General features: G+C 62.6%; 26 protein-coding genes and 1 riboswitch. Of the genes, 12 read left to right on the top strand and 14 right to left on the bottom strand.

What is annotated here, in order from left to right; genetic code table 11:
* Positions 1-105 precede the first annotated feature (105 nt).
* From ACQKPZ_RS22620 to ACQKPZ_RS22600, 5 genes are all read right to left on the bottom strand, one after another.
* Positions 106-804, bottom strand: coding sequence for an SDR family oxidoreductase (locus tag ACQKPZ_RS22620; RefSeq protein WP_427542363.1), 699 nt, complete (start codon positions 802-804; stop codon positions 106-108).
* An 11-nt stretch (positions 805-815) separates the two neighbouring features.
* Positions 816-2,243 (bottom strand): deoxyribodipyrimidine photo-lyase, encoded by a 1,428-nt coding sequence (phrB, locus tag ACQKPZ_RS22615; RefSeq protein WP_427542360.1) that lies wholly within the window; start codon positions 2,241-2,243, stop codon positions 816-818.
* Positions 2,234-3,136: a MerR family transcriptional regulator gene (locus tag ACQKPZ_RS22610; RefSeq protein ID WP_427542357.1), complete on the bottom strand. Its 903-nt coding sequence runs from the start codon at positions 3,134-3,136 to the stop codon at positions 2,234-2,236. Before ACQKPZ_RS22610 ends, phrB begins: the two co-directional genes overlap by 10 nt.
* The gene (locus ACQKPZ_RS22605; RefSeq protein ID WP_427542354.1) at positions 3,126-4,094 is read right to left on the bottom strand and encodes a YbgA family protein; all 969 of its coding nucleotides are present in this window, start codon (positions 4,092-4,094) and stop codon (positions 3,126-3,128) included. Before ACQKPZ_RS22605 ends, ACQKPZ_RS22610 begins: the two co-directional genes overlap by 11 nt.
* 100 nt (positions 4,095-4,194) lie before the next feature.
* A complete protein-coding gene (locus tag ACQKPZ_RS22600; protein ID WP_391124150.1) occupies positions 4,195-5,181 on the bottom strand; it encodes an NAD(P)/FAD-dependent oxidoreductase in 987 nt (328 codons plus the stop codon).
* Positions 5,182-5,368: 187 nt separating this feature from the next.
* Between ACQKPZ_RS22600 and ACQKPZ_RS22595 the strand changes: the two genes are divergently transcribed.
* On the top strand, positions 5,369-6,274 hold the full coding sequence (locus tag ACQKPZ_RS22595; RefSeq protein WP_427542351.1) for a TIGR01777 family oxidoreductase: 906 nt from the start codon (positions 5,369-5,371) through the stop codon (positions 6,272-6,274).
* Between the two features lie 13 nt (positions 6,275-6,287).
* Positions 6,288-7,301 (top strand): ferrochelatase, encoded by a 1,014-nt coding sequence (gene hemH, locus ACQKPZ_RS22590; RefSeq protein WP_427542348.1) that lies wholly within the window; start codon positions 6,288-6,290, stop codon positions 7,299-7,301.
* A gap of 132 nt (positions 7,302-7,433) precedes the next feature.
* Here hemH and ACQKPZ_RS22585 read toward each other — a convergent pair whose 3' ends face one another.
* The gene (locus tag ACQKPZ_RS22585; RefSeq protein ID WP_427542345.1) at positions 7,434-8,708 is read right to left on the bottom strand and encodes a uracil-xanthine permease family protein; all 1,275 of its coding nucleotides are present in this window, start codon (positions 8,706-8,708) and stop codon (positions 7,434-7,436) included.
* 2 nt (positions 8,709-8,710) lie between these two features.
* Positions 8,711-9,349, bottom strand: a complete 639-nt coding sequence (gene upp / locus ACQKPZ_RS22580; protein ID WP_110994785.1) for a uracil phosphoribosyltransferase — start codon at positions 9,347-9,349, stop codon at positions 8,711-8,713.
* 160 nt (positions 9,350-9,509) lie between these two features.
* Between upp and ACQKPZ_RS22575 the strand changes: the two genes are divergently transcribed.
* The 4 genes from ACQKPZ_RS22575 to ACQKPZ_RS22560 all read left to right on the top strand — a co-directional run bounded on the left by ACQKPZ_RS22575 (position 9,510) and on the right by ACQKPZ_RS22560 (position 11,573).
* A complete protein-coding gene (locus ACQKPZ_RS22575) occupies positions 9,510-10,067 on the top strand; it encodes a hypoxanthine-guanine phosphoribosyltransferase (protein ID WP_427542342.1) in 558 nt (185 codons plus the stop codon).
* A 2-nt stretch (positions 10,068-10,069) separates the two neighbouring features.
* On the top strand, positions 10,070-10,543 hold the full coding sequence (locus tag ACQKPZ_RS22570; RefSeq protein WP_427542339.1) for a WbuC family cupin fold metalloprotein: 474 nt from the start codon (positions 10,070-10,072) through the stop codon (positions 10,541-10,543).
* Positions 10,544-10,743: 200 nt separating this feature from the next.
* Entirely contained in the window at positions 10,744-11,214 is a 471-nt protein-coding gene (locus tag ACQKPZ_RS22565; RefSeq protein ID WP_391124168.1) for a hypothetical protein, read from the top strand.
* Between the two features lie 68 nt (positions 11,215-11,282).
* A complete protein-coding gene (locus ACQKPZ_RS22560) occupies positions 11,283-11,573 on the top strand; it encodes a PA4642 family protein (protein ID WP_201207385.1) in 291 nt (96 codons plus the stop codon).
* Positions 11,574-11,736: 163 nt separating this feature from the next.
* On the opposite strand, the gene mqo is transcribed toward ACQKPZ_RS22560, so the two are convergent.
* Complete coding sequence (gene mqo, locus ACQKPZ_RS22555; RefSeq protein WP_391124174.1) at positions 11,737-13,245, bottom strand: malate dehydrogenase (quinone); 1,509 nt, start codon at positions 13,243-13,245, stop codon at positions 11,737-11,739.
* Between the two features lie 601 nt (positions 13,246-13,846).
* On the bottom strand, positions 13,847-14,080 hold the full coding sequence (locus ACQKPZ_RS22550) for a hypothetical protein (RefSeq protein ID WP_391124177.1): 234 nt from the start codon (positions 14,078-14,080) through the stop codon (positions 13,847-13,849).
* 145 nt (positions 14,081-14,225) lie between these two features.
* On the opposite strand from ACQKPZ_RS22550, the gene ACQKPZ_RS22545 reads away from it, so the two are divergent.
* Positions 14,226-14,810, top strand: a complete 585-nt coding sequence (locus ACQKPZ_RS22545; protein ID WP_284356255.1) for a YajG family lipoprotein — start codon at positions 14,226-14,228, stop codon at positions 14,808-14,810.
* 109 nt (positions 14,811-14,919) lie between these two features.
* Here the strand turns inward: ACQKPZ_RS22545 and ACQKPZ_RS22540 are convergent, their stop codons facing one another.
* Positions 14,920-15,126 (bottom strand): hypothetical protein, encoded by a 207-nt coding sequence (locus ACQKPZ_RS22540; protein WP_427542336.1) that lies wholly within the window; start codon positions 15,124-15,126, stop codon positions 14,920-14,922.
* Between the two features lie 160 nt (positions 15,127-15,286).
* On the opposite strand from ACQKPZ_RS22540, the gene ACQKPZ_RS22535 reads away from it, so the two are divergent.
* Positions 15,287-15,547 carry a hypothetical protein gene (locus tag ACQKPZ_RS22535; protein ID WP_403198267.1) on the top strand — a complete coding sequence of 87 codons (261 nt, stop codon included), beginning with the start codon at positions 15,287-15,289 and terminating at the stop codon, positions 15,545-15,547.
* Positions 15,548-15,580: 33 nt separating this feature from the next.
* Here ACQKPZ_RS22535 and ACQKPZ_RS22530 read toward each other — a convergent pair whose 3' ends face one another.
* Positions 15,581-16,747, bottom strand: coding sequence for a 1-acyl-sn-glycerol-3-phosphate acyltransferase (locus ACQKPZ_RS22530; protein WP_427542333.1), 1,167 nt, complete (start codon positions 16,745-16,747; stop codon positions 15,581-15,583).
* A gap of 126 nt (positions 16,748-16,873) precedes the next feature.
* Here ACQKPZ_RS22530 and ACQKPZ_RS22525 point away from each other — a divergent pair, with 126 nt between their 5' ends.
* From ACQKPZ_RS22525 to ACQKPZ_RS22510, 4 genes are all read left to right on the top strand, one after another.
* Entirely contained in the window at positions 16,874-17,056 is a 183-nt protein-coding gene (locus ACQKPZ_RS22525) for a CPXCG motif-containing cysteine-rich protein (RefSeq protein WP_012270508.1), read from the top strand.
* The gene (locus ACQKPZ_RS22520) at positions 17,056-17,316 is read left to right on the top strand and encodes a putative signal transducing protein (RefSeq protein ID WP_403198262.1); all 261 of its coding nucleotides are present in this window, start codon (positions 17,056-17,058) and stop codon (positions 17,314-17,316) included. Before ACQKPZ_RS22525 ends, ACQKPZ_RS22520 begins: the two co-directional genes overlap by 1 nt.
* Positions 17,317-17,331: 15 nt before the next feature.
* A complete protein-coding gene (locus tag ACQKPZ_RS22515) occupies positions 17,332-17,952 on the top strand; it encodes an SOS response-associated peptidase (RefSeq protein ID WP_427542330.1) in 621 nt (206 codons plus the stop codon).
* 198 nt (positions 17,953-18,150) lie between these two features.
* Positions 18,151-18,969, top strand: a complete 819-nt coding sequence (locus ACQKPZ_RS22510; RefSeq protein WP_427542327.1) for a M48 family metallopeptidase — start codon at positions 18,151-18,153, stop codon at positions 18,967-18,969.
* Between the two features lie 129 nt (positions 18,970-19,098).
* Here the strand turns inward: ACQKPZ_RS22510 and ACQKPZ_RS22505 are convergent, their stop codons facing one another.
* The 3 genes from ACQKPZ_RS22505 to ACQKPZ_RS22495 form a co-directional block, all read right to left on the bottom strand.
* Entirely contained in the window at positions 19,099-19,683 is a 585-nt protein-coding gene (locus tag ACQKPZ_RS22505) for a TMEM165/GDT1 family protein (protein WP_016501477.1), read from the bottom strand.
* Between the two features lie 87 nt (positions 19,684-19,770).
* Positions 19,771-19,911: riboswitch (yybP-ykoY riboswitch) on the bottom strand.
* Positions 19,912-19,950: 39 nt separating this feature from the next.
* A complete protein-coding gene (locus ACQKPZ_RS22500) occupies positions 19,951-20,949 on the bottom strand; it encodes a methyltransferase (protein WP_391124200.1) in 999 nt (332 codons plus the stop codon).
* Between the two features lie 53 nt (positions 20,950-21,002).
* Complete coding sequence (locus ACQKPZ_RS22495; RefSeq protein ID WP_427542324.1) at positions 21,003-21,968, bottom strand: 2-hydroxyacid dehydrogenase; 966 nt, start codon at positions 21,966-21,968, stop codon at positions 21,003-21,005.
* Positions 21,969-22,106 lie beyond the last annotated feature (138 nt).

Raw genomic sequence — 22,106 nt, 5'->3', positions numbered from 1 at the left:
TGTACTGCGCGAACAGTCAGAAGCGAGTTATGACCCTCCTCCTCCCTTCAAGTCCTACCATACAAGCGGGTTTACCCGCGAAGAGGCCGGCACAGATCTCAGTGGCTAGGGCCTCAACGGCCACAGGCTGGTTAGGTCCAGGGTCTCAAGCACCAATTCCGGCTCCCCTTGTGGCCACCGCCGCAGCAGCTCTTCAGCCGCACTCTGCGGCGTCCACTCCTCCGGTATCGCCTGGGCAGGCGTTACAGGTGTCTTCAGTGATTGTGGCCCCACCACCGTGAGCTGAACCCCATGAGCATCCAGTGCCTTGCGCTGCTCGCGCATCCATTGCGGCACGCTGTTCCAGCCAGCGGTAACTTGGGTGGGACCATACAGCTGCAACGCCGAATAGCGGTTGAACACCGCCATCACCTGCGCCGGCGCGCCTTTGACCAGCAGAGGTAACGCATGGGTCAGGCACTGCTCGCCCGCCAGCTGGTTGCTGGTGACAATTGCCTCGAACAAGTCGCCATCGGCCACATCTTCCGCCAGATAGTCGCTTGTCCCGGCGTTGATGATCAGTCCATCCAGCGAGCACCACGCGTGGCATATCTGCTGGCAGGCATCCGCCGCTTGCCCATCGGCATGCAACTGCCAAGGCAGGCGCAACAAACGCCGGCCATGCTGTGCTGCCAACGCATTCAGTTCATCGCTTTCCTTTGCACTGGCGGCAACGCGATGGCCCTGATCGAGCAAGCGTTCCACCAAAGCCAGACCTAGTCCATTGCTGGCGCCCGTAACCCAGAAACTACGTGAGTCAGTCAAGACGTTGTCCCCTAATCCTGCCGGCGTGGTAGGCCCTTGAAGGCCTCCAGTGCACGCTGGCGACTGCTGCTGAGATCGACAATTGGACAGTGATACGAATTATTAGCAAAAAGATCACTGGATTTCACGGGCTCATGGATGGTTTTCTCGTCAAGGTCACGTAGTTCCGGTAGCCAATGCCGTATGAACCGCCCCTGCGGGTCGAAGCGTTGCGACTGCGAAATGGGGTTGAAGATACGGAAATAGGGCACTGCGTCGGTGCCGGTGGACGCGCTCCACTGCCAGCCGCCATTGTTGGCGGCCAGGTCACCGTCTATCAGGTGGCGCATGAAATGCCGCTCGCCTTTGCGCCAGTCGATCAGCAGGTTCTTGCTGAGGAACATGGCCACCACCATGCGCAGGCGGTTGTGCATCCACCCGGTGTGCAGCAACTGGCGCATGGCAGCATCGATGATCGGGAACCCGGTGCGGCCCTGTTCCCAGGCTTGCAGGTCTGCCGGCGCATCGCGCCAGGGCAACGCCTCAGTCTGGGCCCGGAAAGCTCGGTGGCGTGAAACCTGCGGGTAGCCGGTCAGGATGTGTTTGTAGAATTCGCGCCAGAGCAACTCGTTGACCCAGGTCTGCACGCCGACGCTGCCACTGTCGAACTCGCCACGGTTGCTGGCCAACGCGCCGTGCAGGCACTGACGCGGCGAGATCACGCCCGCAGCCAGGTAGGTGGAGAGCAGGCTGGTACCCGGCTTGGCCGGCAGGTCGCGCAACTGCTGGTAGTCATCGATGGTTTCGTCAAGAAAGCGCGATAACCGTGCTTGTGCCTCAGCCTCACCGGCCGGCCAGTGATCGCTCAGGGCACGCTCAGGCTTTTCGAACCCGTCCACATGCTGGGGGATGGGGTCGCTGCTGACTGGCAGCGGTGCCTGGGGTTTCACTCGGTGGGCCATGGCAGGCAGGCTGCGGTGCAGGTGCTCCAGGCAGGTTTTCTTGAACTGGCTGAAGACCTGGAAGTAGTCGCCACTGCGCGTGAGGATGGTGCCGGGGCGGAAGAACAGCTGGTCGAGGTGGCTGTGAGCCTGGATACCCGACTTCTCCAACAAGGCGCGGGTTGCATCGTCGCGGCGTTGTTCGTTGACGCCGTACTCTTCGTTCCAGTGAGCGCTTGCCACCTGATGCTGGCGGCATACCTCAAGCACGGCCTGTGGGGCCTGGTCCCAGGTGTCGATGGTGCGGATCAGCAGGGGAATGTTCAGGTCTTGCAGCGACTTTCGCAAATCACGCAGGTTGCGTAGCCAGAAGTCGACTTTGCAGGCAGCGTCGTCGTGGGCCTGCCATTGGCCGGGGCTGAGCAGCCACAGGGCGATGGTCGGGCCGCGCTCGCTGGCGGCGCTCAGTGCAGTGTTGTCATTGATGCGCAGGTCGCTGCGCAGCCAGGTCAGGTGCATGGTGCAATGGTCTCTACAGGCTGGCGGTCATGGGCTTGAAGCAAACGCAATGCCGCCTGAGGGGTGTCGAACAGGGCGAGGTTGGGCAGTTCCAGGGCACGCAACTGGGCTTCATGCAGCGCCAGCGTCGGGCCACCGACCAGGGTTGTCACGGGCAGGTTGGCCAGGGTGCGCTGCAGTGCCTTGCCATCGATGCGTGGACCTAGGTGCAGCAGCACTGCGCGGGGGGTGAGCGTGGTTACGGCGCGTTGCAGGTGCTGGCCGGTGACCGGGTGTTCCAGCACCTCGACCGGGAAGCCATTGCTGGTCAACAGCCAGGCGCATAGCCACAGACCCGGGCTGAAGGCACGCTCACTGTCTACCACCAGTAGCACAGCGGGGCCCTGCAGCAGCTGGTTGTCGTGGTAGACCCGTGCGCCAAGCTTGCTGCGCAGCCAACTGTGGAAAAATACCTGCTCCAGCTGCGCATTGAAGTAGTTGCGCCAGCGCAGGTCGAGCAGGTCGAGCAGTGGCATGAGCAATTGCTCGCACAGCGTGACGGCCGGGTACAGGGCCATGGCCTGGTTGAGCTGTTGGTCGAGTGCACGTTGCGACAGGTTGGCGATGGCTTCTGTCAACAATGACTGCCTGGCCTGCCAGTCGCCACTTGGAGGCGTTGTGCTGGTGGGTTGATCGATCAGTTCGCGTACTTGGCCAACCGATGCCCCCCGTTGCAGCCAGCCAAGGATGGTCTCGACCCGCTCGACCTGTTCCAAGGGGTACAGGCGATGCCCTTTTTCAGTGCGCTGCGGCTTGAGCAAGCCATATCGGCGCTCCCAGGCGCGCAGGGTGACCGGGTTGACGCCAGTGCGGCGGGCCAGTTCGCCGATGGGCAGCAAGCTCTCAGACCGCATTGCGCAGGCCCAGGCTTTCGGGGTGCGGCTGCAGGTAGGCTTGCTGCTGCAGGTAGGGGTCAGGGTGTTTGCGCAAATGGTGCTTGATCAGGGTCAGCGGAACGACCAGCGGCACCACGCCTTGTTGGTACTGGCTGATGACTGTCTGCAACTCGGCCTTGTCCTGTTGCGTCAGGCTGTCCTTGAAATAGCCGCTCAGGTGCTGCAGCACATTGCAATGGGTGCCGCGGCTGGCGCACCGGCGCAGGGCCTGCATCAGCTCGCTGAAGTAGCGCGGTCCGACACTCTGCGGGTCGTCATCCCGGCTCATGCTGCCCAGCAGTCGGCCCAAGGCGCGATAGGCCTGAGGGTTGTTGGCCATCACCAGGTATTTGTAACGCGAATGGAAGCGCACCAGGGCGCCACGGCTAAGGCCTTCGGCCAGCAGGCGCTGCCAGTCAGCGTAGGCGTACACACGGCTGATGAAGTTTTCCCGCAATACCGGGTCATGCAGGCGGCCTTCCTCTTCCACTGGCAGGTCCGGGCGTTGGGCGCAGAAGGCCTGAGCGTATACGCCGCGCCCCCCCTGGAAAGCCGGGTGGCCGTTGTCCTGGTACACCTTAACCCGCTCAAGGCCGCAAGACGGTGACTTCTGCATGAAGATGTAGCCGCAGATGTCGTCGAGTTCGCGGGCCATCTGCTCGCCATAGCTGTGCAAAGGGCCGGTAAGGTCCATGCCAGGGTTGCGAGTGCCGACCACTTCCGGCCGCTCGGGGTTACCGACCAGGCGGATCGGGTCGCGCGGTACGCCCAGGCCGATGGCCACCTCCGGGCAGACGGGCAGCCAGTCGAAATGAGCATCCAGTTGCGTACGGCACAGGTCCGAGGCCTTGTGGCCGCCGTTGTAACGCACGCTGTGCCCGGTCAGGCAGGCGCTGATAGCGATACGCGGCTTGCTGTGGATTGAGGGGTCGTGCATGGCTGCCTCCGGTAAACCTGTACGCTACTCAAATCTTGTACAAGTTTATTCCAGCACAGCCCAGAAGTTATGCAAACTAGAATTTGTGTATAGCGCTACATCACTCCAAGTGTTCGAGCAGTCGTCGCGCTGCTTCCTGGCCGCTAAGCCAGGCACCCTCGACGCGCCCCGACAGGCACCAGTCGCCGCAGGCGTACAAGCCCTGGTCGGCATCGGCCAGCGCGCCCCATTCGTGATTGCTGCTGGGGCGTGCGTAGAGCCAACGGTGGGCCAGGGCGAAGGAGGGGGCGGGTACTACGCAGCCGACCAGTTCGGCAAATTCGCCCCGCAGATGCTCGATCACTTCTTCCTTGGACAGGTCGATGTGCTGCCGGCTCCAGTCAGACGTGGCGTGCAGTACCCAAGTATCGAGATGCTCGTCACGGCCGGGTTTGCTGCGGTTGCGCGCCAGCCAGTCGAGCGGGTTGTCCTGCACGAAGCAGCCTTGCATCGGGGTGTCCAAAGGTGCCTGGAAGGCCAGGGCAACAGCCCAGACAGGCTCCATTTGCACGCCCGCAGCCACGGCGGCCAGTTTCGGGGTAGAAGCCAGCAATGGCGTGGCCTGTGGTGCCGGCACGGCGATCACCACGCGGCTGTAGGGCCCATGGCTGCAGCCTTCAGTGTCCTGCAGGTGCCAGAACTGCTTGCCGCGAAATACTTCGGCGATGCGGCAGCCGAAGTTCACCGTCACATCCTTGAGCAGGCCGCGGGTGATGGCGCTCATGCGGGGCACGCCTACCCAACGCGTCTGCTCGTCGGGGGAGGGAGTGAGTTCGCCATCACGGTAGTTGTACAGCTGCGGTTTCCACTGCTCGGCCCAGCCCGCAGCAACCCATTGTTGAACCTGCTCGACGAAGCGCCGGTCACGGGCGGTGAAGTACTGCGCGCCAAGGTCGAGTGCACCGGCCTCGCTGCGCTTGCTGGCCATGCGCCCGCCACTGCCGTGGCCTTTGTCGAACAAATGCACGGATTGCCCGGCCTTCTGCAAGGCTTGGGCAGCTGACAAGCCGGCGATACCGGCCCCGATGATGGCAATAGGTACTGTCATGATGGCCTCTTCAAACCTTGCTGTAAGCAGACTACGCTGTCAGGCAAACCTGTACAATCCAGAAAATCTGTATAAGGTTATTCCGCTTTGGCGGGCAGGTTGGCCTATGTTTATCCGAGAGCGTCGGGTCAAAAAAGTGCCTTGATGTTAAAAATAGACCACCTCAGCATTCTGCGAGGACACAGCCATGCATATATTGCTGACCGGCGGCACCGGATTGATTGGCAAACACCTCTGCCAGTACTGGCTTGGCCAGGGCCATCGCCTGACGGTGTGGAGCCGACGACCTGAGCAAGTGCCAAGAATCTGTGGCAGCGGCGTGCGTGGGATAGCCCGCCTGGAACAGCTGGAGGCGGACGATCATCTGGATGCGGTGGTCAACCTGGCCGGTGCGCCGATTGCCGACCGGCCCTGGACGGCGGCCCGGCGCAACCTGCTCTGGGCCAGCCGCGTTACCCTGACCGAGCAGTTGTTGAGCTGGCTGGGCACCCGGGAGCAACGCCCTCAAGTGCTGATTTCGGGCTCGGCGGTGGGCTGGTACGGTGATGGGGGCGAGCGCGAGCTGACCGAGGCGTCACCGCCGGTGCGCGAAGACTTCGCCAGCCAGTTGTGCATCGCCTGGGAGGAAACCGCCCTGCGCTCCCAGGCACAGGGCCTGCGCGTGGTGCTGGTGCGCACCGGGTTGGTACTGGCCAGCGATGGCGGCTTTTTGTCGCGCCTGCGCGTACCCTTCAAGCTGGGGCTGGGCGGGCCTTTGGGCGATGGTCGGCAGTGGATGCCGTGGGTCCATATAGACGACCAGGTCGCCCTGATTGATTTTCTCTTGCAGCACAAGGATGCCAGCGGTCCTTATAATGCCTGCGCCCCGGAGCCTGTGCGTAACCGCGAATTTGCCAGGCGGCTGGGGCGTGCCCTGCATCGGCCGGCGCTGCTGCCGGTCCCGGCATTGCTGCTCAAGGCCGGCCTGGGTGAAATGTCGACCTTGCTGCTGGGCGGCCAGCGGGCACGCCCGGTACGGTTGCTGGCAGCTGGCTTTACCTTCCGCTTCAACGATCTGCAATCGGCCCTGGACAATCTGTCCAGCCGCCTCTGACATAGGACGCTGCATGACCGATCACGCCCTGCTGCTGGTCAACCTGGGTTCCCCGGCCTCCACCTCGGTGGCCGATGTGCGCCGCTACCTAAACCAGTTCCTCATGGACCCGTACGTGATCGACCTGCCCTGGCCGGTGCGGCGCCTGCTGGTGTCGCTGATCCTGATCAAGCGCCCGGAGCAGTCGGCGCATGCCTATGGCTCGATCTGGTGGGAGGAGGGCTCGCCGCTGGTGGTGCTGACCCGTCGTTTGCAGGCCGCGATGGTTGAGCACTGGCCGCATGGCCCGGTAGAGATTGCCATGCGTTATGGCCAGCCAGCCTTGCCCGACGTGCTGGAACGCCTGGCGGCCCAGGGCGTGCGCAAGGTGACCCTGGCACCCCTTTATCCACAGTTCGCCGACAGCACGGTGACCACCGTGATCGAGCTGGCCAGGCAGACGGTCAGCGAGCGTCAGTTGCCGTTGCAGATGCGCGTGTTGCAGCCGTTCTACGATCACCCGGCCTACATCGAGGCACTGGCTGCCAGCGCCCGGCCGTACCTGGAGCAGGATTACGACCACTTGCTGCTGAGCTTCCACGGTTTGCCGGAGCGGCACCTGAAGAAGCTGGACCCGACCGGCAAGCACGACTTCCAGGCAGCTGACTGCTGCAAGGATGCCAGCGCAGAGATGCGTGCGGTGTGCTACCGCGGGCAGTGCCTGGCCACGGCCAAGGCTTTTGCGCAGAAGATGGGCATCCCGGATGGTAAGTGGTCGGTGTCGTTCCAGTCACGGCTGGGGCGGGCCAAGTGGATTGAGCCCTATACCGAAGCGCGGCTGGACGAACTGGCCAAGGCAGGGGTGAAGAAGCTGCTGGTGATGTGCCCGGCGTTTGTGGCCGATTGCATCGAGACGCTGGAGGAAATTGGCATGCGTGGCAGCGAGCAGTTTATCGAGGCTGGCGGCAAGGAACTGGTACTGGTGCCGTGCCTGAATGATCACCCTGAGTGGGTGAGGGTGTTGGCCGGGATGTGTGAAAAGGCCTGATTTTTCAGGTTGCCTGTACCGGCCTCTTCGCGGGTAAACCCGCTCCCACAGGTATAGCGTTAACCTGGGGGAAACGGGAAACCTGTGGGAGCGGGTTTACCCGCGAAGAGGCCAGATCAGGCTAACGCCGGATCAAGGCAACTGATCATCCAGCTTCTTGTGCTTCCAGCCATCATTGCCCGGCAGAATCAGGTTCAGGGCAATCGCTACGATCGCGCACAGGGCAATGCCCTTCAGGCCCCAGTCATCCGGGCCGTCACCGCTGCCAATCAGCACGCCGCCGATACCAAATACCAGGGTTACCGACACGATCACCAGGTTGCGCGCTTCTGCCAGATCGATCTTGTGGCGGATCATGGTGTTCATGCCCACCGCCGCGATCGAGCCGAACAGCAGGCACAGGATGCCGCCCATCACCGGCACCGGGATACTTTGCAGCAGCGCGCCGAACTTGCCGATGAACGCCAGGGTAATGGCAAAGATCGCCGCCCAGGTCATGATCTTCGGGTTGTAGTTCTTGGTCAGCATCACCGCACCGGTCACTTCGGCGTAGGTGGTGTTGGGCGGGCCGCCGAACAGGCCGGCTGCCGTGGTGGCAAGGCCGTCACCCAGCAAGGTGCGGTGCAGGCCGGGCTTTTTCAGGTAGTCACGGCCGGTCACGCTACCGACCGCGATCACCCCTCCGATGTGCTCGATCGCCGGCGCCAGGGCGACCGGGACGATGAACAGGATGGCCTGCCAGTTGAACGCCGGCGCGGTGAAGTTGGGTATCTCCAACCACGGCGCAGCGGCGATCCTGGCAGTATCCACGACGCCAAAAGCGAACGATAGGGCAAAACCCACCAGCACGCCGGAGATGATCGGCACCAGGCGGAAAATGCCTTTACCGAACACAGCAACGATCAATGTAGTCAGCAAGGCCGGCATGGAGATCAGCATGGCGGTCTTGTAGGGCATCAGCGCCGCGCCATCCCCACCTTTGCCCATTGCCATGTTGGCGGCGATCGGTGCCATGGCCAGGCCGATGGAGATGATCACCGGGCCGATCACCACGGGTGGCAGCATGCGGTCGATGAAGCCGGTGCCCTTGATCTTCACCATCAGGCCCATGAACGTATACACGAAGCCTGCGGCCATCACGCCGCCCATGGTCTCGGCCAGGCCGAACTGGCCCTTGGCGAGGATGATCGGGGTGATGAAGGCAAAGCTGGAGGCCAGGAACACCGGTACCTGGCGGCCGGTAACCAGCTGGAACAGCAACGTGCCGATGCCAGCGGTGAACAGCGCGACGTTCGGGTCGAGGCCGGTGATCAGTGGCATCAGCACCAGCGCGCCGAATGCCACGAAGAGCATCTGCGCGCCCGAAACGACCTGGCGCCAGAGCGGGTCGTTGAAGCCGTCCTGCATGGTCAGGCGTCCTTTTGCTTGGTGCCGAAGATCTTGTCACCGGCATCGCCCAAGCCCGGCACGATATAGCCGTGCTCGTTCAGGCGCTGGTCGATCGACGCGGTGTAGATCTTCACGTCCGGGTGGGCTTTTTCCACCACTTCAATGCCTTCTGGCGCGGCGACCAGGACCATGGCGCGAATTTCTTTGCAGCCGGCCTTTTTCAGCAGGTCGATGGTAGCGACCATCGAACCACCGGTGGCCAGCATCGGGTCGATGATCAGGGCCAGGCGCTGGTTGATGTCGGGTGCGAGCTTTTCCAGGTAGGTGTGGGCTTCGAGGGTTTCTTCGTTGCGGGCAACGCCGACGGCGCTGACCTTGGCACCCGGGATCAGGCTGAGCACGCCGTCGAGCATGCCGATACCGGCGCGCAGGATGGGCACCACGGTAATCTTCTTGCCGGCGATTTTTTCAACTTGCACCTTGCCACACCAGCCGTCGATCTCGTAGGTTTCGAGTGGCAGGTCCTGGGTGGCTTCATACGTCAGAAGCGCGCCGACTTCCTGGGCGAGTTCGCGAAAATTCTTGGTGCTGATATCAGCACGGCGCATCAGGCCGAGCTTGTGGCGGATCAGCGGATGGCGGATCTCACGAGTGGGCATAGGGGGCTCCGAAAGGCGGGCAAAAAAACCGCGCTAGATTAATCTATTCAGCCTGTGCTGTCGTCTGGTCATTCTGGACGTTAGTCCATAAATGCTTGATCTGGGACGAGCGGATGCGTACCTTTGCCCGCTTTTCCAAAATACCCCCCCGGAGAGCGCCATGTCCGCCGATCTCGAGCACATCCGTCAAGTCATGCTTGAAGCTGACTGCCTGTACAACGAAGCTGAAGTCGAAGCGGCCATCGCCAACGTCGGCGCGCAGATCTGCAAAGACCTGCACGACAAGAACCCGGTGGTGTTCTGCGTGATGAATGGCGGCCTGATCTTCGCCGGCAAACTGCTGACTCACCTGCAGTTCCCGCTGGAAGCCTCGTACCTGCATGCCACCCGCTACCGCAACCAGACCAGCGGCGGTGAGCTGTTCTGGAAGGCCAAGCCTGAAGTGTCGTTCATCGACCGTGACGTGTTGATCGTTGACGACATCCTCGACGAAGGCCACACCCTCAGCGCCATCATCGAGTTCTGCAAGCATGCCGGCGCACGCTCGGTGCACACGGCGGTCCTGATCGACAAGGACCACGACCGCAAGGCCAGCCCGGACCTCAAGGCCAACTACGTGGGCCTGCCGTGCGTCGATCGCTACATCTTCGGTTACGGCATGGACTACAAAGGCTACTGGCGCAACGCCAACGGCATCTTCGCCGTTAAGGGGCTGTGACCATGCGCCAGCCTGCGTTCATCGACCAATCGCTGTTCGCCGGGCTGGCCGAAAAGGCTGCTGCCAACCCGCGTGGGCGGCAGCACCATAACTTCCATGAAATGGAAGAGCCCTGCCACCGTATGGCGGTCGGGTTGCAGCCAAACACTTATATTCCGCCCCACCGCCACTTGAGCGCCGACAAGGCCGAAGCCCTGATCGTGCTCAAGGGCCGTCTGGGCCTGCTGATTTTCGATGAGCAGGGCGTCGTGACCGACAAGCGGGTGTTGCAGGCCGGCGGCGACTGCCTGGGTGTGGACCTGGCGCCCGGTACTTACCATGGCTTGGTAGTGCTGGAACCGGACAGCATCTTGTTCGAGTGCAAGGCCGGGCCATACCGGCCTGTGGGGGAGGGCGAGCATGCGCACTGGGCGCCGCGCGAGGGTGAGGCGGGCGTAGCCGAGTACCAGGCCTTGATGCTCGCGCAGTTCGATTGATCTTGCCTGTTTCGGTCGGCGTGTGCGGTCAACTGTAGGAGCGGCCTTGTGTCGCGATCGGGCCGCACCGCGGCCCCGGCGATGTCTGTGGCGAAGCTGCAATCGAGGGGCTGCTGCGCACCCCGATCGCGACACAAGGCCGCTCCTACAGTTGAACGTGTATGCCGTGCTAGAGTGCTCCTTCATACAAGGAGCCTCACATGCGTGCGATTCTTCCCCTCTTGCTGGCAGTCAGCCTGCCACTCGCCGCCGCACCGCTGCACAGCCAGTTCCTGCCACCTGACGATCTCTCCCTGCGCCAGGAAGCGCCGACCGGGCAGCAATTGCTGCAGGTAACCGACTACTCGGTGGTGGTCGGTGCCCAGCGCCAGTCCGATCAGCAGCCGATCCCGATCACCTCGTCGTTGCAGGTGCGCCTGAAGGGCAAGCCGTTGAGCAAGGGCGCGACCATTGCCCAAGTGCTGCTGACCTTCGACGGTGAAGCGGCCAAGAGCTTGAAAAAGCCCGTGTATGACGAGAAAACCCGCACCCTGAGCCTGAATTACCCGGTCAGCGATTACCGGGTGATCATGGACTTGCTGCGCAATGAAACGCTGTATGTGCAGTTTCTGACCTACGCCAACGGCCACATCTGGGCCGACCTGCACACCGGGACCGTACGTACGCGTTGAGGCACGCAGGCTGCGGGGGGTAAACTGCCGGCCTTCGAAATTCCGTGATGGCCCAGTTGGAGTCGGCAATGCGTAAAGACAAGAAACAGGTAATCGGCGACGAAATCAGCGACGACTACATCAAGTCGTTCCTTCAGTTTGAACCGGCCGACGGCGTGACCTCGCCGTCGCTGCACAAGCTGGTCAAGGCCTACCGTGGCCTGCGCGTCGACGACTTCGAGCGCTTTGTTGGTTTCTTTGTCGAGGCTGGCCTGGACCTGGATGGCAAGGACGAGCATGGCAAGACCTTCGTCGAGCAGATCGCCGACCAGCGCAATGCGCCGGAGTACGTTGAGATCATCGCTAACGCCCGTGGCTGATCGTTAGCCTGGACCGGCCTCTTCGCGGGCATGCCCGCTCCCACAGCCAGGCTTTGCGCTATCCCTGTGGGAGCGGGCGAGCCCGCGAAGAGGTCGGCACAGGCTGACAAAGATCCAGGCACAAAAAAACGCCCCGAGGGGCGTTTTTTCGTTACCGGGCGGTTCAGGCGTAATGCTTGGCCGCCGGGCTGCTTTCTACCAGGTCCAGCGCCACGTCGTTGTCGGCGCTGATCTTGTGGTACAGGGCGGCATCGGTGGCCAAGGTCTTCTCGCGAGCCGGGAAGATTTCCTTGAGCTTGGCAGCCCAGGCACCTTTGGCCTGCTCGGGGAAGCAGCGCTCGATCAGTTCCAGCATGATCGACACGGTTACCGACGCACCCGGCGAAGCGCCGAGCAATGCAGCCAGGCTGCCATCCTGGGCCGAGACCAACTCGGTACCAAATTGCAGCACGCCGCCTTTTTTCGGGTCTTTCTTGATGATCTGCACACGCTGACCAGCCACTTCCAGGCGCCAGTCTTCGGCCTTGGCCTGCGGGTAGAAGCGACGCAGGGCTTCCAGGCGCTGCTCCATCGACTGCATCACTTCGCTGACCAGGTACTTGGTCAGGTCCATGTTGTCGCGGGCCACGGCCAGCATCGGGCCGATGTTGCCCATGCGCACCGACAGCGGCAGGTCCATCAACGAACCGTGCTTGAGGAACTTGGTGGTGAAGCCTGCGTATGGACCGAACAGCAGCGAAGTCTTGCCGTCAACAACGCGGGTGTCCAGGTGCGGAACCGACATCGGCGGGGCGCCCACGGCGGCCTGGCTGTAGACCTTGGCCTGGTGCTGCTTGACGATTTCCGGGTTGTCGCAACGCAGCCACTGGCCACTGACAGGGAAACCACCGAAGCCTTTGCTTTCCGGGATGCCGGATGCTTGCAGAAGCGGCAGGGCAGCGCCACCGGCGCCGAGGAAGACGAAGCGGGCGTCCACTTCGCGGCTGCCGCCGCTGTTGACATCCTTGATGCTCACGGTCCAGCCGCTGCCATTACGGCGCAGGCCGACAACCTTCTTGCTGTACTTCACCTGCGCGTCCGGCGAGTCACCCAGCAGCTTGAGCAGCTTGTTGGTCAGGGCGCCGAAGTTGACGTCAGTGCCTTTGGCTACGCGGGTAGCTGCAATGTGCTGGTCCGCCGGGCGGCCTGGCATCATCAGCGGCATCCAGTCGTTCATCACCGCCTTGTCTTCGGTGTATTCCATGTCGGCGAAGGCGTGGTGCTGCTTGAGCAGCTCGAAGCGCTTCTTGAGGAAGGAAACACCCTTGTCACCCTCGACGTAGCTCAGGTGCGGGACAGGGTTGATGAATGCACGCGCCGAGCCAAAGTTGCCCTTCTTGCTCAGGTAGGCCCAGAACTGACGAGAAACCTCGAACTGGGTGTTGATGTGCACGGCCTTCTTGATGTCGATGCTGCCATCGGCGGCCTGAGGCGTATAGTTAAGCTCGCACAGGCCAGCGTGGCCGGTACCTGCGTTGTTCCAGGGGTTGGAGCTTTCCGCGGCTCCGGAGTCCATCGCCTCCACGACCTCAAGCTTCAGGGTCGGGTCGAGCTCCTTGAGCAGTACGGCCAGGGTGGCACTCATGATGCCTGCGCCTACCAGTACCACATCAACCGATTCGTTCTGCGCCATTTAACGCGTCTCCACAATCTACAGCTACCTAATTGACAGCATAGGACCTGGGTTCGCCAGGGTCGCCATGTCCGACTTTTCGCAGTTCTTGCAACTTCCGCGGACACCGCCAATCAGTCTTCGGGTTCGGGTATTGAACGCCGTTTGCCACGGGTGCGGCAATTCGACTTATGGTCAAGGTGTCGTGCGTGCGTTATGGAACGGTTCAGACACTCATGCGGGATGAGTGCATTTGCCGCCTGTTCAGGGCTGTTCGGGACACATCTGCCGCTTTTGCACATGCCAGACTGTTCATTTGCTCGCCACACTCTTGTGAAGTTGTGAAAACCGTTTTTTCACGCTCTTTTGGAGACGTGAACCTCAAAAGGGGACTGCGCGATGGCAACCCGCAGGTTCATGCAGTGTGAAGGGCCGGAAAAGCAGGCACGACAGCCGATGCAAGACCTGAGTGGAAGGCTCTCTGTGGGCTAGGCAGTGAAGTTGCCGGGGTCAATCGGCGAGTGCGGGGCCCGATCAGGAGACGTCCTTATAATCGGGGGGAGATTATAGCGATGTCGCGGGCAGAAATGTCGCCATTCGTGGCTTTTTATTGCAGCGTTTGTCAGGCCGTGAGGATGCGCTGGTGCCAGCGACGGCTTGCGCGTGTGCAAGCCCGGGCGTCGGCGGGCAGCTCGCGGCCCAGCCAGGCCAGCTGGATTTCACTCACCTGGACCCACCCACTGCCACCAGGTGCCTGGCTGCATTGCTTGAAGGCCAGGCATTTGCCCTGGGCATCGAGGCGGGCGTAGGCGTTGTGGCGCGGGCGTCGGAAGAGCAGGGTCCAGAGCGAAGCCATGGCGGCGAGTCCTGTGCGTTAGGGCTTGGCGCAAGGATAAGGGCGTGGCCATGAAACGATTGTGACAAGCGGTTCGGGCCGATGACTGGTCTGTGCCTGGCTAGGTATACTGTGGGCCTTTGCCGCATTTTCTGGAGAAACGCGCATGTTGCAACGTCTGTTGTTCGGTTTGATTGCCGTGGCCAGCCTTAGCCTGGTCGGTTGTGCCCACAGCCCGCAACAACTAAACCCGCAACCCACGCTCAAGGCCCAGCTCGCGCCGGTCGGCCACGGCCAGCCGGTCGTGGTCCGGGTGGTTGACGGGCGGGCTTCGCAATCGCTGGGCACCCGTGGTGGCATGTACCCCGAGACCAGCACCATCAGTGTCAGCGGTAACGACGTGGTACCCAAGCTGCAAGCCCAGGCCGAAGCTGCCGTGCGCCTGCTTGGCTTCACTCCGACGCCAAACGCCTATAACGCTCCGCAGCTGACAGTGACCCTGGCAGAGCTGAAGTATCAGTCGCCCAAAGACAACCTGTACGTGACCGAGGCCACCATCGGCGCCACCTTCCGTGCCGACGTGCGCAACGGCGGGCGCAGCTACAGCGGCCGTTACGGCGCTTCGCTGGACCAGCGTTTCGGCATGGCGCCGAACCAGGACACCAACACCCAGCTGGTGGGCGATGTGCTGAGCGATGCCCTGACCCGCCTGTTCAAGGACCCGACCATCGGGCAGGTGCTGGGGCAGTAAGCCTTTAGCTGCAAAAGAAAACCCGCTGCCTGTCTTCAGTCAGCGGGTTTTTTGTTGCCTGTGCCGGCCTCTTCCCGGCTGAAGCCGTTCCCACAGGGGCCGCGCAGGCTCAGGCAGCTTCTATGTGGAAATCCAGCAAGCTTAAGCCGGTCCCGGCGTCCACCTCTGGCAAATCCTCATGCACATGCCCACCCAGCGCGCAGTAGACCAGCCATTGGCGGTCGTGCACGTTGATGGCAAAACCATCGATCAGCGCCTGCTGTTCATCGCTCTGGGCAACGAGGTAGAGGCGGTCCTGGTTTTCGGCGTGCAGCATGAACAAGCTCCAGATCATGAAAAGGCCGACAGGGTGGCCTGTTCTGATGACGAGCGGATGACAGATGAAATTTAATGACACTTTGTCGCCCAGGCCGGGCGCCAGGGTGTGACTTGGGTAGAATGCGGGCCTTTGCTGCTGCTCACACCGAGGTCGCGTGATGTCCTTGCAAGTGCTCTGGGGGTTTCTGGCCGCCCATCCCGCCAAGTGGATCAACCTGCTGGCGTTGCTGCTGACCTGCCCAGGCGGGCTGCTGCTGCACAGTGCGCGGCGGCGCGATGCCGAGACCCGCGAATACATGGCGGTGGACGAGGGCGTGGTGGATGCGTTCGACCTTCGAGTGCCGCGCTACTTTTATATTCTCGGTTTTTCGTGCCTGGCGATGGCGTTGCTGTTGTCCTGGTTCAGTACCTGGGTTTGAGAACCTGGGGCCGCTTTGCGGCCCCAAAATCCATCAGGCTACAGGTGCCTGTTGCCTGACCTGGTACTGGTTACGCACAGGCGTCGCATACTGCAACACCAGGTAAGGCCGCTGCTCTTCAGGGCAGGCATCCAGGCGGCGCTGCCATTCTTCCTTGGCCTTGGCCAACTCATCGGCCGGGAACACCTTCTCGGCACTCGGCACGTGCAGGGCATCGTCCTTGCCATCCCACATCTCATACGCCAGGTAATGCACCGGGAACAGCCGGTACCCGCCTAGGATCTGCCGGTCAATTTCCACAGCCAGCTGTTTGGTGTCCTCGTAGTACTCGGTCACCGGTGGGGCAAAGCTGATGTGCACCCGGCCCTTGTAGCCGGTAATGCCCTTGGCGATGCTGTTGTCATCCTCGCCCGGCGCCTTCTTGTAGGTGCCGGTGGTGGCGCGGATATAGAGCTCGCGGGCCTTGGCCTGGTCGCACGGGTCGTATTCGTAGCTGATCGACACCGGTGTCAGGTTCAGGCTCTGGATCACTGCACCGAAAGGCTCGTCCTTGCGGCTCATGTGGAACATCTTGAGGATCGCCGAATCGGTACGGTCGTCACCATCCTTGGCGCGGCCTTCGGCCTGGGCGATCCAGATCGAGGTGGCGTCGTTGCGGATCGAGTGGCTGATGTAGGCCGAGAGCAACTGGTAGGCGGCCAGCTTCTCGCGGCGCCCACTGATCGAGCGGTGTACGATGAAGCTCTTGTTCAGGCGCATCATGTCGCTGACAAAGGGCTTTTGCAGCAGGTTGTCACCAATGGCAATGCGTGGAGTCGGCAAGCCTGCGTGATACACCGCGTAGTTGACGAAGGCCGGGTCCATGACGATGTCACGGTGGTTGGCCAAAAACAGGTAGGCGGTGCCGGCCTTGAGCTGTTCCACGCCCGAATAGGTAACGCCGTCGGTGGCGCGGTCGATGGTCTGGTCGACGTAGTACTCGACTTTGTCCTGCAAGGTCGAAACGCAGGTGACGCCAGCAAATTCCTTGCGCAGGCGGCGAGCAATCAGCGGCTTGAGCAACCAGCCAAGAGCGCCGGCCGCCCGCGGGAAGCGGAAGTGGGTGAGGATATCGAGGAATGCCGGGTCGCTGAGCAGGCGTGCCAGAACGGCAGGGACCTCAGCGTCGTCGTACGGTCGGATGGCATCGAATTCGCCCATCATGCTCTCTTGTTGGAAACGGCTAGGGTAATAAGGTAGGGGCGGGCTCCGAAAATACGGCTCGGACACACACAGGCCCTGTAAACAGACCGGCAATTATACGCATAAGTCACCCCGGAGGCCGCGATGCTGGAAACTGCGATCTACGATTGCCCTTATTGTGGCGAAGAAGTCGAAACCACGGTGGACCTGTCCGGTGGCGATCAGGAGTACATCGAGGACTGCCAGGTGTGCTGCAAGCCTATCCGCTTCGTGCTGCAGGTTCATGGCGAGGAATGGATGCTGGATGTGTTCGGTGAGAATGACTGATGCGGCGGATCTACGAACCGGAAAACCTGCTCGAAGCCGAAATGCTGCTCGGCATGCTGGCCAGTGAAGGCATCAGCGTTCAACTGGTGGGCCGTGACCTGATGGGCGGCGTAGGTGAACTGCCCCTGCACGGCCTGCTCGGGCTTGCAGTGGCAGATGAGCAGGCCGAATACGCACGGCAGCTGATCGATGCGTACAATGATGCCCAGCCACTGGTTGGCGACGAACCGGAGAGTTTCCCCGGTACCTTGATCTGCTAGGTTCTTAATTCGCCCATGTGTGGACGTTACGCCCTGTTTCGCTGGCCCCAGGTGCTTGCCAGCCTGCCTGGTTTCCCCGAAGGCCAGCCGGCCCAATGGAACATTGCGCCAGGTGCCACGGTGCTTATCCAGCGCCAGCTCGACGGCCAACAGCAACTGGCCAAGGCGCGCTGGGGCCTTACCCCGGCCTGGCTCACCGACCTGTCCCGCACGCCCGCGCATGCCCGCGCTGAAACCCTGGCCGAGCAACCCATGTTCCGTGAGGCGTTTCGCCAGCGCCGTTGCCTGATGCCGGCCAACGGTTTTTACGAGTGGCGTGGCAGCGTGCGAAAGCGCCCGTACTGGTTGACCCCAGGGGAGGGCTCGTCGTTGTACTTTGCTGCGGTGTGGGAGGCCTACCCGGTACAGGATCAGGTGTGGCTGAGCTGTGCGGTGGTGACACAGGCGGCCATGAACCAGCGTCGGCCGCTGATACTGGACGAGGCGGGGCAGGCAGCCTGGCTGGATCCGGATACGCCGATTACCCGCTTGCACGAGTTGCTGGCCAGCCCGCCGGCAACATTGCGCGAGCGGGCTCTGGCCAACTTCGTCAATGACCCGAAACTGGATGCGCCGGAGTGCCTGACCCCGGCTTGATGTGCTGCCTGTACTGGCCTCTTCGCGGGTAAACCCGCTCCCACAGTTAATGTGCCCACCTCAGGTATGCCAAAGCCCCTGTGGGAGCGGGCTTGCCCGCGAAGAGGCGGGCCCAGGCGAAGAAAATCTTCCCTACGGCTATAGCGGGCACTGGCGACTCGGCCTAGGATACGGCGCATGTAAAAAGGGAGTGTTTTCATGCGTAAGTCTTTTGTCGTCAGCCTGTTGAGTGCTGGCATCCTGCTGGCCGGCTGCCAGGCGGTGAACACCACCAGCGGCGGTGCTGTCGGCGTGCAGCGCCAGCAGTATATGTTCAGCATGCTTTCGACCGATGAGGTCAACCAGATGTACGCCCAGTCGTACCAGCAGACCTTGGGCGAAGCGTCGAGTAAGGGTGTGCTGGACAAGTCCAGCGCCGATGCCAAGCGCGTGCAGGTCATCGCCAACCGCCTGATCGCCCAGGCGCCCAAGTTCCGCCCGGATGCCGCGCAGTGGAACTGGGAAGTCAACGTGATCAAAAGCGACGAGCTGAACGCCAACTGCGGCCCGGGCGGCAAGATCATCGTGTACACCGGGCTGATCGATCAGCTCAAGCTCACCGATGCGGAAATTGCCGCAGTGGTGGGGCATGAAATTGCCCACGCCCTGCGAGAGCACAGCCGTGAGGCGATGTCCAAGGCTTATGGCGTGCAAATGGCCCGCCAGGGGGCCGGTGCCCTCTTGGGCCTGGGCGAGGGCAGCATGGCCATGGCCGATGCCGTGGTGAACTACTCCATGACCCTGCCCAACAGCCGGGCCAACGAGAACGAAGCCGACCTGATCGGCCTGGAGCTGTCGGCACGTGCGGGTTATGACCCGAATGCCGCGATCACCTTGTGGAACAAGATGAGCAAGGCTTCCGAAGGTGCGCCCCCAGAGTTCATGAGCACTCACCCGGCTTCTGAAACCCGTATCGCTTCGCTGCAGGCGGCGATTCCAAAGGTGATGCCGCTGTACCAGGCTGCGGCCAAGCAGTAATGATGTGAATTCTGGGGCCGCTCTGCGGCCCTTTCGCGACGCAAGGCCGCTCCTACAGGGGATCGCGTACCTTTGTAGGAGCGGCCTTGTGTCGCGATGGGCTGCGCAGCAGCCCCGCTTGTTGTCCCGTTACCCCACCCAGCCACTGGCCTTCATCGCCGTGTAAACGGCCACGATCGCCAGCACGAAGAACGCCGTGGCCGCCAGGCGTCGGATCAGCGTCAGTGGCAGTTTGTCTGCCGCGAAGTTACCCGCCAGCACCACCGGCACGTTGGCAATCAGCATGCCCAGGGTGGTACCGATAATGACCATGATCAGGTGCGGATACTGCGCAGCCAGCATGACCGTGGCCACCTGGGTCTTGTCACCGATTTCGGCCAGGAAGAACGCAATCAGCGTGGTCAGGAACGGCCCGAAACGGCGTGCCGGGTTCTCGTCGTCGTCCATCTTGTCCGGGACCAGGGTCCACAGCGCAGTGGCGGTAAAGCTCGCCGCCAGGATCCAGTGCAGTGCCGAGTCGCTGAAAAAGCTGCCAAACCACGCGCCCACGGCACCGGCCGCAGCATGGTTGGCCAGGGTAGCGGCAATGATGCCGGCAATGATCGGCCAGGGCTTGCGGAAGCGGGCAGCGAGAATGAGCGCGAGCAGTTGCGTCTTGTCGCCGATTTCGGCGAGCGCAACGATAGCGGTGGGGACCAACAGAGATTCCAGCATCAGGATTCCTACGGGGGCGGGTCGACACGGCTATGACACGTACAGCCTCCCCGCCCCGGGTAAGGTGTGCGTGTCATAGGTCTTGTCAAACCCTGGATCCGTCTACGCGGATCTCTCCATGCAGGCTGGCATGATGGGTCGCACGCGCCATGGTCTGTGGACCAAGTATGTTGACGCGTACCGGGCGAGCAGTGCGCTCGCGGGAGACTACTCCCCTAGGACGGTGCGGATTCTGCCTAGGCAAAACGCTTTCGGCAAGCGCTGTTTTTATCCGCGCATTGCCTGGTAAATCCGAAAACCGTCAGCCTCGTCGCGTACCTGGCAGTTGCCCAGCGCCCCTTCGATCAGCGGTTGATAGCGCAGGAAGCTGTTGGCAACCAGGCGCATTTCGCCACCTTTTCGCAGATGAACGGCGGATTTTTTCAGCAAGTTTTCCGAAGCCTGGTAGTTGGTGTGCACTCCGGTGTGGAATGGCGGGTTGCTCAGGATCAGGCTCAGCTCGGTCGGTGCAGCGTCGATACCATCACCGCTGATCACGTCGCCTTCCAGGCCGTTGGCGGCCAGTGTCAGGCGGCTGGCCGCCACGGCGAAGGCGTCCACGTCCAGCAGGGTTACCCGGCTTTGCGGGTAACGGCGCTTGACCGTGGCGCCCAATATCCCGGCGCCACAGCCGAAGTCCAGCACATGCCCGCTTGGCAGGCCGTCGAGGTGCTTGAGCAGCAGGGCGGTACCCCGGTCCAGCCGCCCGTGGCTGAATACGCCGGGCAGGCTGACCACCTGCAACGGGCCGTCTTCCAGGGCTAGCTCGAAGTGTTCGGCCAGGCTTTGCAGCGGCTTGGCTTCGGGCGCCTGCTCGATGGTCACTTGCCACAGCTGGCAGTGCCGGGCGCTGTCGAGCTTGCGCGGTTTGCCAAAGGCTTGCAGCTGTTTGGCCGCGCCTTCGATGCCGCCGCGCTTTTCGCCGACCAGGTACAGCTCGCGGCCGGCCAGGCGCGATGCCAGGGCATTGAGCAGGTAGGCCGCCAGTTCGCGGGACTTGGGCAGGAACAGCACGGCGCTGTCGAAGGCCGCTGCAGGCGGCTCTACCCCATAATGACTGCGGCCGGCAAAGCGGCTGTCGAGCATGGCCTGATCGCCTGCATGCCAAGTCCAGGCCTGGGCCTGCGGCAATTGGGTGAGCAGGCCATCGGCGGGGGCACCAGCGATCAGCAGCGGCCCCTGGAACAGCTCTGCCTGGCGGAGCAACACTTCACTGCGCGGGTCCATGGACGACGCCTCCTGGAAAAAGTGGCGCAGTGTAGCAGAGGCGGGCGACGGGCTCAGCTGACTACGCGGCGTGGCTGCCCGGCAAAGAAGGCCTGGGCGTTCTCGCTGAGCTGGCCGACGATACGCTGGCGCGACTCCACCGCACCCCAGGCGCTGTGCGGGGTGATGATCAGGCGCGGGATGCCGGGTTCGAGCAGGGGGTTGCCATTGACCGGCGGTTCCACGCTCAGCACGTCGGTGGCTGCACCGCCCAGGTGGCCACTGCGCAGTGCGTCGGCCAGCGCCTGTTCGTCGATCAGGCCGCCGCGAGCGGTATTGACCACCAGCGCACTGGGCTTGAGCAGCGCCAGTTCGCGGGCACCGAGCATGTGCCGGGTGTGCTCGTTCAGCGGGCAGTGCAGGGTCAAGGCGTCGACTTGTGGCAGTAGCTCGTCCAGCGGCAGGCGGTCGTCACGTTCCGGGCGCCCAGGGATCTGCCCGCTCAGCACACGCATGCCAAAGGCCTCGGCCAGCCTTGCCACCGCGCCGCCCAGTTCGCCGTGGCCAAGCAGGCCGAGGGTTTTGCCTTCCAGCTCGACGATGGGGAAGTCCAGCAGGCAGAACTGGCTGGCCTTGGCCCACTGGCCGTCGGCCACTGCCTGGTTGTAGTCGCACAGGCGGGTTGCCAGGGCCAGCAACAGGGCGAGGGTGTGCTGCGCGACGGACGGCGTGCCGTAGCCCTGGCAATTGCAGACCGTGATGCCTTGGGCGCGCGCCGCCGCCAGGTCGACGTTGTTGGTACCGGTGGCAGCCACCAGGATCAGCTTGAGTTGCGGGTTGGCCGCCAGGGTTGCGGCGTCAAGCATGACCTTGTTGCTGATCACCGCGACCGCGCCTTGCAGGCGTTCCGAGACCTGGTCGGGACCGGTGGCGGCGAACAGCTCGAATTCATCGAAATGCTGCTTGAGGGGCGAGAGGTCGAGGTCGCCAAGGTCCAGGGACTGGTGATCGAGAAACACGGCGCGACGCGGGCTGGGCATGGGGTTCTCCGGTGATTGAGGTGTGGCCATTCGCGGGTAAACCCGCTCCCACAGGTACTGCACCAGCCTTGGCCGTTGTGCAGGACATGTGGGAGCGGGTTTACCCGCGAAAAGGCCCTCAGCTTCACCACACAACCT

The organism is Pseudomonas sp. NPDC089547, assembly GCF_050280665.1.
Taxonomy (GTDB): domain Bacteria; phylum Pseudomonadota; class Gammaproteobacteria; order Pseudomonadales; family Pseudomonadaceae; genus Aquipseudomonas.
This window is presented reverse-complemented; position numbering and strand designations above follow the sequence as displayed.

Excerpts from the sequence above, each read along its gene's own strand:
- ACQKPZ_RS22530 (WP_427542333.1), bottom strand. The coding sequence starts at position 16,747 with ATGGGCGAATTCGATGCCATCCGACCGTACGACGACGCTGAGGTCCCT.
- ACQKPZ_RS22505 (WP_016501477.1), bottom strand. The coding sequence starts at position 19,683 with ATGCTGGAATCTCTGTTGGTCCCCACCGCTATCGTTGCGCTCGCCGAA.
- ACQKPZ_RS22540 (WP_427542336.1), bottom strand. The coding sequence starts at position 15,126 with ATGCTGCACGCCGAAAACCAGGACCGCCTCTACCTCGTTGCCCAGAGC.
- phrB (WP_427542360.1), bottom strand. The coding sequence starts at position 2,243 with ATGCACCTGACCTGGCTGCGCAGCGACCTGCGCATCAATGACAACACT.
- ACQKPZ_RS22575 (WP_427542342.1), top strand. The coding sequence starts at position 9,510 with ATGTCCGCCGATCTCGAGCACATCCGTCAAGTCATGCTTGAAGCTGAC.
- ACQKPZ_RS22545 (WP_284356255.1), top strand. The coding sequence starts at position 14,226 with ATGTTGCAACGTCTGTTGTTCGGTTTGATTGCCGTGGCCAGCCTTAGC.
- ACQKPZ_RS22610 (WP_427542357.1), bottom strand. The coding sequence starts at position 3,136 with ATGCGGTCTGAGAGCTTGCTGCCCATCGGCGAACTGGCCCGCCGCACT.
- ACQKPZ_RS22585 (WP_427542345.1), bottom strand. The coding sequence starts at position 8,708 with ATGCAGGACGGCTTCAACGACCCGCTCTGGCGCCAGGTCGTTTCGGGC.
- hemH (WP_427542348.1), top strand. The coding sequence starts at position 6,288 with ATGACCGATCACGCCCTGCTGCTGGTCAACCTGGGTTCCCCGGCCTCC.
- upp (WP_110994785.1), bottom strand. The coding sequence starts at position 9,349 with ATGCCCACTCGTGAGATCCGCCATCCGCTGATCCGCCACAAGCTCGGC.
- ACQKPZ_RS22510 (WP_427542327.1), top strand. The coding sequence starts at position 18,151 with ATGCGTAAGTCTTTTGTCGTCAGCCTGTTGAGTGCTGGCATCCTGCTG.
- mqo (WP_391124174.1), bottom strand. The coding sequence starts at position 13,245 with ATGGCGCAGAACGAATCGGTTGATGTGGTACTGGTAGGCGCAGGCATC.
- ACQKPZ_RS22500 (WP_391124200.1), bottom strand. The coding sequence starts at position 20,949 with ATGGACCCGCGCAGTGAAGTGTTGCTCCGCCAGGCAGAGCTGTTCCAG.
- ACQKPZ_RS22600 (WP_391124150.1), bottom strand. The coding sequence starts at position 5,181 with ATGACAGTACCTATTGCCATCATCGGGGCCGGTATCGCCGGCTTGTCA.
- ACQKPZ_RS22565 (WP_391124168.1), top strand. The coding sequence starts at position 10,744 with ATGCGTGCGATTCTTCCCCTCTTGCTGGCAGTCAGCCTGCCACTCGCC.
- ACQKPZ_RS22525 (WP_012270508.1), top strand. The coding sequence starts at position 16,874 with ATGCTGGAAACTGCGATCTACGATTGCCCTTATTGTGGCGAAGAAGTC.
- ACQKPZ_RS22495 (WP_427542324.1), bottom strand. The coding sequence starts at position 21,968 with ATGCCCAGCCCGCGTCGCGCCGTGTTTCTCGATCACCAGTCCCTGGAC.
- ACQKPZ_RS22550 (WP_391124177.1), bottom strand. The coding sequence starts at position 14,080 with ATGGCTTCGCTCTGGACCCTGCTCTTCCGACGCCCGCGCCACAACGCC.
- ACQKPZ_RS22535 (WP_403198267.1), top strand. The coding sequence starts at position 15,287 with ATGTCCTTGCAAGTGCTCTGGGGGTTTCTGGCCGCCCATCCCGCCAAG.
- ACQKPZ_RS22520 (WP_403198262.1), top strand. The coding sequence starts at position 17,056 with ATGCGGCGGATCTACGAACCGGAAAACCTGCTCGAAGCCGAAATGCTG.
- ACQKPZ_RS22570 (WP_427542339.1), top strand. The coding sequence starts at position 10,070 with ATGCGCCAGCCTGCGTTCATCGACCAATCGCTGTTCGCCGGGCTGGCC.
- ACQKPZ_RS22560 (WP_201207385.1), top strand. The coding sequence starts at position 11,283 with ATGCGTAAAGACAAGAAACAGGTAATCGGCGACGAAATCAGCGACGAC.
- ACQKPZ_RS22595 (WP_427542351.1), top strand. The coding sequence starts at position 5,369 with ATGCATATATTGCTGACCGGCGGCACCGGATTGATTGGCAAACACCTC.
- ACQKPZ_RS22605 (WP_427542354.1), bottom strand. The coding sequence starts at position 4,094 with ATGCACGACCCCTCAATCCACAGCAAGCCGCGTATCGCTATCAGCGCC.
- ACQKPZ_RS22515 (WP_427542330.1), top strand. The coding sequence starts at position 17,332 with ATGTGTGGACGTTACGCCCTGTTTCGCTGGCCCCAGGTGCTTGCCAGC.